At 67.8% G+C, this 14,163-nt stretch carries 9 protein-coding genes; 2 read left to right on the top strand and 7 right to left on the bottom strand.

Annotation, left to right across the window (positions count from 1 at the left end; all coding sequences use genetic code 11):
- Positions 1-16 precede the first annotated feature (16 nt).
- From msrB to ACYQ0L_RS06675, 4 genes are all read right to left on the bottom strand, one after another.
- Entirely contained in the window at positions 17-550 is a 534-nt protein-coding gene (msrB, locus tag ACYQ0L_RS06690) for a peptide-methionine (R)-S-oxide reductase MsrB (RefSeq protein WP_459788260.1), read from the bottom strand.
- A 53-nt stretch (positions 551-603) separates the two neighbouring features.
- Positions 604-1,935, bottom strand: a complete 1,332-nt coding sequence (locus ACYQ0L_RS06685; RefSeq protein WP_459788259.1) for a cytochrome P450 — start codon at positions 1,933-1,935, stop codon at positions 604-606.
- A 98-nt stretch (positions 1,936-2,033) separates the two neighbouring features.
- Positions 2,034-3,266: an ABC transporter permease gene (locus ACYQ0L_RS06680; RefSeq protein ID WP_459788258.1), complete on the bottom strand. Its 1,233-nt coding sequence runs from the start codon at positions 3,264-3,266 to the stop codon at positions 2,034-2,036.
- Entirely contained in the window at positions 3,263-4,246 is a 984-nt protein-coding gene (locus ACYQ0L_RS06675) for an ABC transporter ATP-binding protein (RefSeq protein WP_459789000.1), read from the bottom strand. The genes ACYQ0L_RS06680 and ACYQ0L_RS06675 overlap by 4 nt, the downstream gene beginning before the upstream one ends.
- A 53-nt stretch (positions 4,247-4,299) precedes the next feature.
- Between ACYQ0L_RS06675 and queG the strand changes: the two genes are divergently transcribed.
- A complete protein-coding gene (gene queG / locus ACYQ0L_RS06670) occupies positions 4,300-5,370 on the top strand; it encodes a tRNA epoxyqueuosine(34) reductase QueG (protein WP_459788257.1) in 1,071 nt (356 codons plus the stop codon).
- Positions 5,371-5,405: 35 nt separating this feature from the next.
- Here the strand turns inward: queG and ACYQ0L_RS06665 are convergent, their stop codons facing one another.
- From ACYQ0L_RS06665 to ACYQ0L_RS06655, 3 genes are all read right to left on the bottom strand, one after another.
- The gene (locus tag ACYQ0L_RS06665; protein WP_459788256.1) at positions 5,406-6,635 is read right to left on the bottom strand and encodes an NAD(P)/FAD-dependent oxidoreductase; all 1,230 of its coding nucleotides are present in this window, start codon (positions 6,633-6,635) and stop codon (positions 5,406-5,408) included.
- Between the two features lie 25 nt (positions 6,636-6,660).
- Entirely contained in the window at positions 6,661-11,352 is a 4,692-nt protein-coding gene (locus ACYQ0L_RS06660; protein ID WP_459788255.1) for an NAD-glutamate dehydrogenase, read from the bottom strand.
- 122 nt (positions 11,353-11,474) lie between these two features.
- Positions 11,475-12,218 carry an alpha/beta hydrolase gene (locus ACYQ0L_RS06655; protein WP_459788254.1) on the bottom strand — a complete coding sequence of 248 codons (744 nt, stop codon included), beginning with the start codon at positions 12,216-12,218 and terminating at the stop codon, positions 11,475-11,477.
- Positions 12,219-12,480: 262 nt separating this feature from the next.
- Here ACYQ0L_RS06655 and ACYQ0L_RS06650 point away from each other — a divergent pair, with 262 nt between their 5' ends.
- Positions 12,481-14,160 (top strand): alkaline phosphatase D family protein, encoded by a 1,680-nt coding sequence (locus tag ACYQ0L_RS06650; RefSeq protein ID WP_459788253.1) that lies wholly within the window; start codon positions 12,481-12,483, stop codon positions 14,158-14,160.
- Positions 14,161-14,163: the final 3 nt, after the last annotated feature.

Genomic DNA, 14,163 nt, shown 5'->3' with positions numbered 1-14,163 from the left:
AGAGGTGCGGCCCCAGCTAGGCCGGTTTGAAATCCATCGCCACGCCGTTGATGCAATGGCGCTTGCCCGTCGGTTTCGGGCCGTCGTTGAAGATATGGCCCAGATGCCCGCCGCAGCGCGCGCAATGCACTTCGGTGCGCGGCACGCCGATCTTGTAATCGGTGGAGGTGCTCACCGCGCCGCTGCCGACCGGCTGCCAGAAGCTGGGCCAGCCGGTCCCGCTGTCGAACTTGTGCTTCGAGGAATAGACGGGATTGGCGCAGCCCGCGCACACATAGGTGCCGGCGCGCTTGTTGTCGTTCAGCGGTGAGGTGAAGGCCCGCTCGGTCCCTTCCTTGCGCAACACGCGGAACTCTTCCGCGGTCAGCCGCTTGCGCCATTCGGCCTCGCTGCGGCTGACGGGAAAGCTCTTGGCTTCGGCGCTGCGCCCGCATGCCGCGAGCGCCAGGCTTGCGATGCCGCCGCCCAGCAGCGCGATGGCGCTGCGGCGGGTGGGGCGGGTGACTGGATCGGGATCGGTCATGGTTTCGTCCTCTCGCATGGCTTCCATGTAGGAGGCCTGACCGGGATTTCGAACCACGCCCTATGGCGGTAGCCTGCGGGTCAGAACCGCGAGACCTCGACCTCCAGCTTGCGGAAACCCTCGACGAAGTTCGCGCGCACGCGCTGGACCTCGCCCGTCACGTGCACCCGCAGGCGACGCGCGTGCATTTCCTCCAGCAGCACGCGCAGCTGCAGCTCGGCCAGCCGCGCGCCCACGCAGCGGTGGATGCCGTAGCCGAAGGCGAGGTGCCGCCGCGCGTTCTCGCGCCGGATGTCGAGCTTTTCGGCGTCCTCGAACACGGTCTCGTCGCGGTTGGCGGAGTTGTACCAGAGCAGAACCTTGTCGCCCGCCGCGATGGTCTGGCCGAACAGCTCCGTCTCCTGCGTGCAGGTGCGGCGCATGTGCTTGAGCGGGGTCTGGTAACGGATGCATTCCTGCACCGCGTTGGGGATGAGCGAGGCGTCCTCCTCGAACGCGGTGCGCTGGTCGGGGAAGCGGTCGAACGCGTGGACGATCCCGCTCATCGTGTTGCGCGTGGTGTCGTTGCCGCCGACGATCAGCAGGACCAGATTGCCCATGAATTCCTGCGGTTCCATCTGGTTCATCGCGGGCGAGTGTATCATCCGGCTGATGAGGTCCGGCGCTTCGCCCTTCTGCGCCCGCTCGGCCCACAGTAGCTGGAAATAGGCCGCCATCTCGCGCAGCATCCCGCGCCGCGTCTCGTCGAGTGCGCGCACGCTGGCGAGTTCGGTGTCGCCCGACCAGTCGGACCAGTGGGTCAGCAGGTCGCGGTCTTCCCACGGGAAATCGAACAGAATCGCAAGCATCCCGGTGGTCAGCGGGATCGAGACCCTCTCGACCCAGTCGAAGGTCTCGCCCTGCGGCAGCGCGTCGAGCGTTTCGCCGGTGCGCCGGCGGATGTCGTCTTCCAGCCGCTTCATTTCCGCCGGGGTGAAGGCGGGCGCCACGGTCTTGCGCTGGCCGGTATGTTTGGGCCGGTCCATCGCGATGAACATCGGCAGTCGCATCCGCTCTTCTTCCGGGATATCCGCAACATCGTCGAGGATGGTGATCCCGCCATGCTCCCAGCTGGAAGAGAAGATATCGGGCAGCGCCTCGGTATGCTGGATCGCCTTGTGGCCGACCACCGACCAGTAGGGGCCGAAGGGGCTTTCGGGGATGTAATGAACCGGGCCGGCGGCGCGCATTTCCTTGAAAATCGGTTCCCACCGGTTTTCGGAATAGATGTCGCTGCGGCTGGTATCCCACTTGTGCGGGTGCTGCGGGCGCGTGCCGGGATTGGCGGCGTAATGCGCCTCCAGCGCCTCATGCGCGCTGGGCGAGCGGGACCACTGGTGCGTACCAGCGGGGGATTGGGCGGTGGTAGCCATTGGGCATTCCTCTCTCGCGTCCGGCGCACCTTCATGGGCGCACCGTGACGAAGAGGCATCCTGCCCTACCTGCCGCTCAAGTCAAGAAAGGTTCTTATTCAGGACTGATCGGCGGTGCGCGCGAACATGGCCAGCAGGCCCTTGCGCCCCGCGCCCTTCTCGCGCCCAGCGCTGCCCGACTTGAGCACCTTGGCACGGAACAGGTTCGCGCCGATCTTCACGAAGATCGCGACCCACAGCACCTGCCAGGCGATCGCGACGAGGTGCCACCACAGCACGCCTTCCTTGGCCGCGCGGGCGATCATCATGTACGGGCTCGACAGCGGGAAGATCGCCGCGAAGACCTCGATCGCGGAGCCCGGCTGGCCGACCGCGAAGTTGGCGAGGAAGAAGATCAGCAGCTGCAGGATCGTCGCGGGCATGCTGATCGTCTGCACGTCGCGCACCGTCGGGGCCATCGATCCGACCGCGAGGAAGATCGACCCGATCAGCAGGTAGGCCATCGCGAAATAGATCACGAACAGCGCGAAGAACGCCGGCCAGCCGACCGCCGGGGGCGGGATGACGGGCAGCGCGCTCGAACCCAGGAACACGATCGCGCCGCCGACCGTGCCCCACACCGCCAGCCCGACGAGGCTGACCCCCAGCATCGCGAACAGCTTGCCCACGAACACCGCGTCCATCGGGATCGCGGCGGCGAGGATTTCGATGATCTTGTTGCCCTTTTCCTCGACGAGGTTGGACAGGACCATGCCGGCGAGGAAGATCGTGAGCATGAAGAGCAGCACGATGCCCGCACGCGCGGTGGCATCCTGCGCGGTCTGCCGGTTGATCGCCCCGTCGGTCATATCGATCGCGATGTCGGCCTGCGGGATCGCGGTCCCACGGGCCGCGCCGACCAGCATCGCAACTTCTCCCTCCCACCGCTCGACATCCTCTTTCGCGCCGGTCAGCAGCGGTTCCTCGAGGCTGCCGGTGACGACCGCAAACAGCTTGCGATCCTCGTCGTCGAGCATTTCGCGCGGGCTTTCGTCCGCACCGGCCGGATCGATCGGGGCGATCTCGGGCATGCCCACGAGCGGGTCGAGCGTGGCCTGCGCGCGCTCCATCGCGGCGTTTTCCTCGGCCGAAAAGGCGACGCCCAGCTGCGGATCGTCGATCCCGCTCGCGGCCATTCCGCCCACGTATCCGCCCCCGGCGGAGATCGCGAGGAAGAACAGCGGGCCGATCAGGAACAGCAGGAAGACCTTGCTAAACACGATCGCGGTGAAATCGCGCCGCGCGATCACGAGGGCGGCTTGCCACAGCGGCAGGCGTGCGGAATTGCTCATGCGGCTGTCTCCGGTGCCGGATCGTCGCTGGCCAAGGCCTTGGCGGCCGCCTCGCCCGCGATCGTAACGAAAGCATCGTGCAGGCCGGCGCGCTCGATCGAGAGCGATCGAATGCCGGCATTGCCTTCGATCAGCGCGCGCAGCAGTGGCTCGATCCCGGTGGCGGGCACTTCGAAGATCCACGCATCGCCGTCGCGCGTGGCACTGGCGGGCAGGGCGTCGCGCCACGGGCCCGTCTCGTTCTGGGTTTCCAGCCGGACCTGCGGCGGCAGGCGGTCGCGCGCGACTTCCACCGATCCTGCGTAGGGGACCTTGCCGCCCGCAATGATCGCGACGTCGCTGCACAGGCGTTCGGCATGGTGGATGACGTGGGTCGAGAAGATCACGGTCGTGCCGTCCTCCGCCAGCTGGCGGATCAGGCCCTCCAGCTTGCCTTGGTTGATCGCGTCGAGGCCCGAAAACGGTTCGTCGAGGATCACCAGTTCGGGCCGGTGGACCAGCGTGCCGAGCAGCTGGACAGTCTGCGCCATGCCCTTGGAGAGTTCCTTGATCTTCCGGTCGACCGCGTGGCCGAGGCCGTACTCCTCCATCATCTCGATGCCGCGCCTGCGACCTTCGAGGCGGGGCAGTCCGCGCAAGCTCCCCATGAAGGCGATCGCATCGGGCGCCTTCATCGCGGGGTAGAGCCCGCGTTCCTCGGGCAGGTAGCCGATCCGCCGCGCGATCCGCTGCGGGCGGTCCTCGCCGAAAATGCGGCGCACGCCTTCGTCCGGGTCGATGATGCCCAGGATCATGCGCAAGGTGGTCGTCTTGCCGGCGCCGTTGGGGCCGAGAATGCCGTAGATCGCGCCGCGCGGGACAGTGATGTCCACGCCGTTCACCGCCAGCGTATTGCCGAACCGCTTGACGAGGCCGCGGGCCTCGATCGCGTAATCACTTGTTCCCACGGGTTTGTCGCGCCCCCACGCTTGGTCTAGCAGGTCGTCTTTCGGATCGACCGTGCCGGTCCACGCGCCAAGGAGCAAGCCCGTCCATGCCGGAAGCGGCGACAATCGACGAACTGCAGGCGGACCTCGTCGAACAGGCGAAGGCACTGGGCTTCGCGACGATCGGTTTCGCCGATGCGCAGGACGATCCGCGCATGGCCCGGCGGCTGCGCGAATGGCTGGACGCGGGCTATCATGGATCGATGGGCTGGATGGAACGCGATCCCTCGGTCCGCGCGGGCCCGCAGGGCATGTGGCCCGAGGCGCGCAGCGTCATCGCGCTGGGCGCCAACTACGCGCCCCCCGTCGATCCGCTGACCGAGGCCGAGCCTGCCGACCGCGCGCGCATCTCGGTCTATGCCCGGGGGGAGGATTACCACGACAAGCTGAAGAAAGCGCTCAAGAGCCTCGCCAGATGGCTGGTGGCGGAGGCAGAGGCGCGCGGGCTGGGCGAGGCGCGGCTCAAGCTGTTCGTCGATACGGCGCCGGTGATGGAAAAGCCGCTGGCCCAGCGTGCGGGGCTGGGCTGGCAGGGCAAGCATACCAATCTGGTCAGCATGGAACACGGCAGCTGGCTGTTCCTCGGCGCGGTTTACACCACGCTGGCTTTCGAGCCCGACGGCCCGCACGAGGACCGCTGCGGATCGTGCCGCGCGTGCCAGGACGCTTGCCCGACCAGCGCCTTCCCCCAGGCCTACCGCCTCGATGCGCGGCGCTGCATTTCCTATCTCACGATCGAGCATGACGGGCCGATCCCGCACGAATTCCGCGAGGCGATGGGCAACCGGATCTACGGCTGCGACGATTGCCTGGCGGTGTGCCCGTGGAACAAGTTCGCCAAATCCGCGGCGGCCAACCGCGCCTTCCTGCCGCGCGCCGAACTCGCCCGCCCGCGCCTCGCGGATTTCCTGCAACTGGACGATGCAGGCTTTCGCAAGCTGTTCAGCAAGTCGCCGATCAAGCGCATCGGGCGCAACCGGTTCGTGCGCAACTGCCTGATCGCGGCGGGCAATAGTGGGCAGAGGGCACTGCTGGCGCAGGTGACCCCGCTGCTGTCGGACCCCGATCCGGTGGTGGCGGAAGCGGCGCAGTGGGCGGCTGGGCGGCTCTCACCTTAACCGTCACCGGGGTGACGACCAATCTATGGCTGGGCCTACAGCAAGCTCTTCAGCGCCACATCCGGATCGGCCAGCGCCGCGCGATCCGGCTCGCTGCGCGCTTCGACCAGCCGCCGCCCCTGCGCGTAATCGCGGGTGGCGTTGACGCAGTCGAGCGCGGCGACGCGCCCGTCGCGCAGATAGACGACCGAAAAGCTGCGGCTTTCGGGATCGCCGCGCATCACCGCCTCGTCCCCCTCGCTCGAGAAACCGACCGTCTGCAGCCGCAGGTCGTACTGGTTGGACCAGAACCACGGCGTCGCTTGATACGCCTCGCGCTCGCCCGTCAGGTACTTCGCCACCGTGGTCGCCATGTCGGTCGCGTTCTGGACCGATTCGAGCCGGATGACCTTGTTGTCGGCAAACCCGTTCGCGTGCGCCGCACAGTCTCCGATCGCGTAGGTATCGTCGAGGCTGGTGCGGCAGAAATCGTCCACGTCGACCCCGTTGGTCCCCGCCGCGCCCGCCGCGAGGAGCGGACCGACCGCGGGCACGACCCCGATTCCGGCAATCACCAGGTCGGCCTCGATCTCGTCCCCATTGGCGAGCGCGACGGCGCGCACCTTGCCATCATCGTCGCCCAGCAGGGCTTCGACCGTGTGGCCCAGCAGCAGGTCGACGCCCTGCCTGCGGTGCTCGGCCTCGTAGAAAATGGAAAGCTCGGGCCCGGCGACGCGGCTCAGCACGCGATCCTCGCGCTCGATCACGGTCACCGGCAGGCCGAGCGTGCGGAACACCGCCGCCGCCTCCAGCCCGATATAGCCGCCGCCGACCACCGCGATTTTTCGCACCCCGCCATCCAGCTGGGCGCGGATCCGGTCGACATCGCCGCGCGTGCGGATCGCATGGACGCCGTCGAGATCGGCCCCCTGGCAGGGCAGCCGGCGCGGATCGCCGCCCGCCGCCCAGATGACCGAGTGATAGTCGATCCGGCTGTCGTCGCTCAGTTCGGCGCTGCGCAGCTTCGGGTCGATCGCGACCACCGCCGCGCGGGTGCGGATGTCGATATTGCGCTCCGCCCAGTAGGTCTCCGGGCGGATCAGCATTTTCTCGAAGGGTTTTTCCCCAGCGAGATAGTCCTTGGAGAGCGGCGGACGCTCGTAGGGCAGGAAGGATTCGCGGGTGACGATGACGATGCGGCCTTCGAAGCCGCGCTGCCTCAGCGCGAGCGCGGCCTGCGCGCCGCCGTGGCCGCCCCCAACGATCAGGACGTCAGCAAAGCTCACCGATCGAGGCCCTCCACCGTCTGCATCACCGGCCCAGCAGGTTGCGGGCCTGACTGGCGATCTGCGCCAGCGTGACCGGCGCGACCGGGTTCTGTGCCTGCGCGCGCCGGATCATGGAGCGGAACTGGCCCACGGCGGGCTCGTTCGCCGCGACCCAGGCCTGCACCTTCTCGCACGGGTTGGTTCGTTCGCCGCCCTGCTGGCAAATCCGGCGAAGGAATTCGAGCCGCATCTGCTGGAAGTCGCGCGCAAGGCCCGCCACCAGCAGCCGGTCCCACACGTCCGACGGGCTCATCAGCGCGGCCGTACCCTGCGCCCAGTCAAGGCCGAGCTGGTCGCCGAGGTCGGTAAAGCCCTTCGCCACGCTGCGCGGTTCGATCGAGAGGTCGCTTGCGAGCCGCGCGATCCCGATCCCGCCGTCGAGGTCGAACAGGTGGGCGACCCGCGATGCGATATCCTCGGGCGCGCCGCCCTCGACGAATTCGGCACGCATCCGTGCCGAGCGCTCGCGGGTTTCATCGGCCAGCAGATCGACCGTGCCCTGCGTCAGCAGGTCGAGCGTGGGGCGCAGTTCGGCCACGATCACGCTGGGCGAGGATGTGCCACACACGCGGATGGCGTCGGCCATCTGGATGCGCATGGCCGTCGCCACCTTGTCGAACAGGGTCAGGCGCATCGTCTCGGGCATGTCCGCCTCGTCCAGCGCATCCCACAGCGCCTGGATGTCGAGCAGGCGATCGGCGGTGACGAAGGCGCTTGCCACTTCGTGCAGACTCACGCCTTCCTCTTCCGCCAGTTCGAACGGATGGACCATGCCCATGCGGTTGACGATGCGGTTGGCCAGATCGGTCGCGATGATCTCGCCGCGCAGCCGGTGCTCGCGAATCTGCTTCGCGTATTTCTCGCGCAGGGGCGCAGGGAAATAGCCGAAGAGCGAGCTTTCCAGCGCCGGATCGCGGGCCAGGCTGCCGTTCTCGATCGAATCCTGCAAGGTCAGCTTGCTGCTCGACAGGAGCACCGCGAGTTCGGGCCGGGTCAGGCCGTGGCCCTCACCCGCGCGGCGGGTGAAGGTCTCGTTATCGGCGATGCCTTCGGTCCGGCGGTCGAGCATGCCGGCATCCTCAAGCGTCTCGATCAGGCGGATGGTAGAGGCGGTGGCCGCGTCCCCACCCTGTTCGGCAATCGAGATGGCGAGCGCCTGGAGCCGGTTGTCTTCCAGCACGATCTCGGCGACCTCGTCGGTCATCGAGGCGAGCAGCGTGTTGCGCTCTTCCTCGCTCAGCAGGTCGGCGCGGCGCGCGGCGGCGAGCGCGATCTTGATGTTGACCTCGTTGTCCGAGCAGTCGACGCCCGCCGAATTGTCGATGAAGTCGGTGTTCAGCCTTCCGCCGCCCAGCGCATATTCGATGCGCCCGGCCTGCGTCACGCCGAGGTTCGCACCCTCGCCGATCACCTTCACCCGCAGATCCTCGCCGTTGACGCGCAGCGCATCGTTCGCCGGGTCGCCGACCTGGATGTTGTTCTCCCTCTCGGCCTTCACATAGGTGCCGATGCCGCCGAACCACAGCAGGTCGGCAGGCGCCCTGAGGATGATCGAGATCAACGTGTCGGGATCGACCTCTTTTGCGTCGGTGCCCAGCGCGGCGCGCGCTTCCCTGGACAGCTTGATCGACTTCTCGGTCCGCGCGACGACCATGCCGCCCTTGGAGATCAGGCCCTTGTCGTAGTCGTCCCAGCTCGATCGCGGCAGGTCGAACAGGCGCTTGCGCTCTTCCCAGCTCTTTGCGGCGTCGGGATCGGGATCGATGAAGATGTGCCGGTGATCGAACGCGGCGACCAGGCGGATCGCCCTGGACAGCAGCATGCCGTTGCCGAACACGTCGCCCGACATGTCGCCGCAGCCCACCACCTTGGTCGGCTCGGTCTGCACGTCGACGCCCATTTCGCGGAAGTGCCGCTGCACCGAGACCCACGCGCCGCGCGCGGTGATGCCCATCGCCTTGTGGTCATAGCCATTGGAGCCGCCGCTGGCGAAGGCATCGTCGAGCCAGAAATCGCGGCTCTCGGCGATGGCGTTGGCGACGTCGGAGAAGCTGGCCGTGCCCTTGTCCGCCGCGACAACGAAATAGGGGTCGGGATTGTCGAGAATCCGCACGCCGTCGGGATGAACGACGTTGTCGTCCACGATGTTGTCGGTGATCGAGAGGAGCGAGCGGATGAAGATCTGGTAGCTCGCCTTGCCCTCGGCAAACCAGGCATCGCGGTCGATCGCGGGGTCGGGCAACTGCTTGGGATAGAAGCCGCCCTTCGCGCCGGTCGGCACGATCACCGCGTTCTTCACGCGCTGCGCCTTCATCAGGCCGAGCACTTCGGTGCGGAAGTCGTCGCGCCGGTCGGACCAGCGCAGCCCCCCGCGCGCGACCGGGCCGGCACGCAGGTGGATGCCCTCGACCCGGCGCGAATAGACGAAGATCTCGCGGAAGGGGACCGGCTTGGGCAGGCCCGGCACCCTGGCCGAGTCGAACTTGTAGGACAGCGCGATACCCGGATGCAGGGCGAAGGCATTGGTCCGCAGCATCGCCTCGATCACGCTGCGATAGAGGCGGAGCAGGCGATCGTCGTTGATCGCGGCGACCTTCTGCAGGCCATCCTTGATCGCCTGCTGTGCGTCATTTTCCGCCACGTCCCGGTCGCCTTCGAAGGCCGGATCGTGCCGCGCGACGAACAGCGCGATCAGCGCCCGGGTTACCTGCGGCGCGCGCGCAAGCGCGTCGACCACGGTGTAGATGGTGAAGCCCATGCCCGTCTGGCGCAGGTAGCGGTAGATCGAGCGCAGCCATTCCGCCTCGCGCGCATCGAGGCCGACGTCGAGCACCAGGCGGTTGAACGGATCATCTTCCGCCAGGCCGTTGAGCACCGCCGCGATCGCATCCTCGATCGGGGCCGTCCGCTCCAGCAGCGCGGCCGCATCGACGCCGGGGCCGAGATCGCACTGGAAATCGTGGATCGTGCCGAGCGTGCCGTCGGCAAGCAGGGTGGGGACTTCGCTGATCGTCTTCAGCCCGAAATTCTCGAGCGCGGGCACCGCTTCGGACAGCGGCAGCGTGCCCTCGTGCTGGTAGACCTTCAGGCGCAGTTCGCCGCCGGTCTCGGTCTCGCTGCGGCGCAGGCGAACGCCGCGTTCGAACCGCTCGCGCCCATCCTCTTCGGTGTGGGTGGAAAGCTCACGCATCCGCAGGATGTCGATCGCCGCTTCCTCCGCCCCGCTGCCGGCGCGGTAGAAGGCGGGGAAGTTCTCGGCATAGCGGCGTGCCAGCGTGCCCGCGCGGTCGACGTCGACCAGCTTGGCCAGCTCGGTCTCGACCGCCTCGCCCCAGCCGCGCAGCATTTCCTGCACCCGGGTTTCGAGATCCTCGGCGTTGTAGCGCACGGTGCTCTCGCGGAAATCGAGCACGAAGCGCATCAGGGCGAGCGCGCCGCCCTCTATCTCCACGCTCCAGTCGAGCAGGGTCGAGCCGGTGCCATCCTCAAGCAGTGCCTGGATCTGGCGGCGGACCGACGTCGACATCAGGTCGCGCGGCAACCAGACGAAGGCGAACAGGTGCCGCGCGAGCGGCGCCTCGACCAGCGCGAGGCGTGGGCGCGGCCGGTCGGTCAGGCTCATGGTCGTGGTCGCGACCCGGCGTACGTCGTCGTCGCGGAAGCCGATCACGAGGTCGTGCGGCAGCGCGGTCAGTGCGTGGACCAGCGCCTTGCCCGCATGGCCGCCCGGATCGAAATCGAGTTCGCCCATCAGCTCGCTCAGCTGGCGGCGCAGGCGCGGCACGGCGTGCGGATCGGTGGAGAGCGCGGCGCTGGTCCAGATCCCGGCGTGGATCGAGACCGCGACAATCTTGCCGTCTTCGCGCACCGGGACGAGGAACAGGTCGACCGGCACCCGCCGGTGGACATTGGAGACGTGGTTCGCCTTGACGATCAGCGGGAGGTGCGCATCGGCATTGGCGGGATCGTCGAACCAGGCGAAGGCGCGGGCGTAGGACGCGTCGGCGAGGATCTGGCGCGCGCTCGTGCGGCAGATGCCGAGCGCGTTTTCCTCGCGCCCGTCGCGATAGCGCACGATATGGCCCAGCTGGGTCAGCATGCCGTCGCTCAGCCATTCGAACAGGCTCGCACCCTCGCTATCGCCGAGGTCGCTTGCGTCCTGCTCCATCGCCTTGCGCATGGCGGCCCAGTCTTCCACCGCAGCGCGCACATCGGCCAGGGTGACGCCCAGATCGCGCTTCAGCGCTTCGCGCGTTTCCTGTTCGGCATGCTCCACCTCGAGGTAGATCATCGATTCGCGCGGGGCGTCGGTATCCTTGCCCGGCAGGTCTTCCAGCATGCCCTCGTCGCTGCGCTTCACCCGCACGACCGGGTGGACCAGCCGGTCGATCGAAAGGCCGATCGCTGCGATCTGCGAGGATACCGAATCGACGAGGAAGGGCATGTCGTCGTTGATCAGGGCGATGCGCAGCCGGCGCTTGCCGGTGTCCTTGGTGGCGATCGCGATGGTCGGTTCGCCCGCCCTGCGCGACGAGGCCGCTTCGAGGACGAAGGAGGCCGCATCCTCGAGACTGCTCTCCTCGAACGGCTGATCGACCGGTAGCAGCGATTCGCGCATCCGTTCGGTCAATCGATCGAGCAGCGCTCCGTCCGAATGCTTGCTATCGCCTGCCATGCCTGTTCTGTCTCCCATGCCGGTTTTCGGGGGTTTCCCGGCATCTCGTCTTGCGCGTTCGCCGCTACGGCCATCGCGGTGTTCCTCGCGCCGTTAGAAGCTTGCGCGAACCCCTGCAAGGATCACGCAAGCGTCAGATGACGCTCCATTGCGGCGATCAGCCGCGCGATATCTTCGGGGCGAGAGAGGCGATGGTCGCCGCTCTTGCTCAGTTGAGTCAGTACGTTGTCGGACTGCAGGCGTTCCGCGAGGCGCAGGCTGACCTGCCAGGGGACGTCCGCATCGGCCTGGCCATGCAGCAGCGTCACCGGGCAGCGGATGGCGATCGGCGCATCGAGCATTCGATGCTCCTGCGCATCGGCCCAGAAGCGCGCATGCGTCGGCGTCGGCTCGGGGCCGTAGGGATTGTCTTCCAGCACGGTTTCGCCGCGCGCCAGCTGCGCCTTCTGGCCCTCGCCATAGCCCCAGTCGGAAAAGTCGGGCGCGGCGGCGATGCCGACCATTCCGGCCAGTTTCTCGCCCAGCCCAAGGCCGACGAGGAGCATCAGCCAGCCCCCCATCGACGAGCCGACCAGCACGACCGGACCGTCGCTTTTCGCCTCGACCAGCGCGAGAACCTCGTCCCGCCAGCGCGACAGCGTGCCATCGGCAAAGTCGCCATCGGACTCGCCGCAGCCCGAATAGTCGAGCAGCAGGCAGCCGTGCCCGTGCTGCTGCGCCCAGTCGAATAGTGCGGTCGCCTTGGAGCCGGCCATGTCGGACATGTAGCCGGGCAGGAAGACGATCGTCGGGGCTGCGGCGTCGCAGGCCGCGGTGTGGCGAAAGGCGATGCGGCGACCATCGGGCAGGGAGAAGAAATCGGTCATGGCCGGTGTGACTAGGTCGCGCGCGGGGGTGTGTCCATGTGCGCCGGGCCGACGGGCGTTGCCGGTTTTCCTACTGCGCGCGGAGCGGCTACGGCGATTCCCGTGACGTGCGGATGCTCCATTGCGCGCCCTTTTGCGCTGCCTGTTCCGCAGCTTCGCACGGGCCGTATTTTTGCCCTCAGGACACTGTGTCAGGTGTGTCAGGCAAACATGCGTGCAAAGCGTCTCCGTTCTTTCACGCAAGGGCGATAGGCGGCCGCGCATGGCTCATCTTCTTGCACCCCCACCAGCCGCCCGTTCCCGCACAACCTCCGCGCTTTCGCTCGATCGCCGCACGCTTCTCGCCAGCGGTGCGCTGGGCGCAGGCCTTGCCGCCATGCCGCTTTCGGCGCAGGCTGGCACGCGCGGCTTCAGCCACGGGATCGCCAGCGGCGAACCGCACGCCACCGGCGTATTGCTGTGGACCCGCTTCGTCGGATCGAACGAGGCGAAGCTGGCTTGGCAGGTCAGCGACAGCGCGCAATTCACGCGCGTCGTCGCCGAGGGCGAGACGCTGGCCGCGCCGGCCAAGGACTGGTGCGCCAAGGCCGAGGTCACCGGGCTCGAACCCGGTAGCTGGTATTACTATCGCTTCGTCGGTCCCGATGGATCGCGCTCCGCCGTGGGCCGCACCCGCACTCTGCCGGTCGGCCCGACGAGTCGCTACCGGCTGGGCGTGTTCTCCTGCTCCAACATGGGGTTCGGCTATTTCAACGCCTATGCCCATGCGGCCGAGGCGAACGCGTTCGACCTGCTGCTGCATCTGGGCGACTATTATTACGAATACGGGCCGGACAAATACCCCACTCCCGAACAGGCGCTGGCCGGCCGTGAGATCGCGCCGCACAGCGAGATCGTGCACCTCGCCGACTATCGCCTGCGCCACGCAAGCTACCGCGCCGATCCCGATCTGCAGCGGCTGACGCAGCTTTACCCGATGATCTTGGTCCCCGACGATCACGAGACCGCGAACGATTCATGGGCCGGCGGGGCGGAGAATCACCAGCCCGACAGCGAAGGATCGTGGGATGCGCGCAAGGCGGCGTCGCTGCGCGCCTATCGCGAATGGCTGCCGGTCTCCGACGAACCGTGGAAGTCGTACGACATCGGCGACCTGGCGACGCTCTTCCGGCTGGAAACGCGGCTGACCGCGCGCTCGCAGCAGCTCAATGTGGCGGATGTACTGGCGGGCAAGTCCACCCCCGACCAGATGATGGCCGCGCTCACCGCCTTTCGCGACGGTGCCTGGGCTGACCCCGCCCGGCAGATGCTGGGCGCGGCGCAGGAGGCCTGGCTGGCGAACGGGCTCAAGGCGTCCACCCGCGGCGGCACGCGCTGGCAGGTGCTTGTCCAGCAGGTGCTGATGGGCAACCTCAACACGCCGACCGCGCTGGCCGATGCGCTGCCCGCGAACACGCCCGAGGGGCTGCGCCAGCGACTGATGGCGGGCGCGATGGCGAGCCGCGTGGGCCTGCCGCTCAACATGGATGCGTGGGACGGCTACCCGGCGGCGCGTGCGCGCGTGTTCGACGCGGCGTTGGCGGCGGATGCCAACCTCGTGGTGCTGGCCGGCGACACGCACAATGCATGGGCGTTCGACCTCGCGCAGGATGGCAATGCCGTGGGCGTCGAGTTGGGCGTGAGTTCGGTGACCTCGCCCGGCTTCGAAGGCTACCTGCCGCAGGTCCCGACCTCGATGCTGGAGCAGGCCGTGGTCGGTGCCAATCCGCAGCTGCAATGGGCGGACACCTCGCGCCGCGGCTACATGGCGGTGGAACTGACGCCGCAGGCCGCGACCTGCGAATGGCGCTTCGTATCGGGCATTCGCCAGCGCGGCGTGACGCTGGCGGGGAGGCACAGGATGACGAGCGCGCTGGGCTCCAACACGCTCGCCATGGGGTAAGGC

The sequence above is a fragment of the Alteriqipengyuania triglochinis genome (genome assembly GCF_054655655.1).
This window is presented reverse-complemented; position numbering and strand designations above follow the sequence as displayed.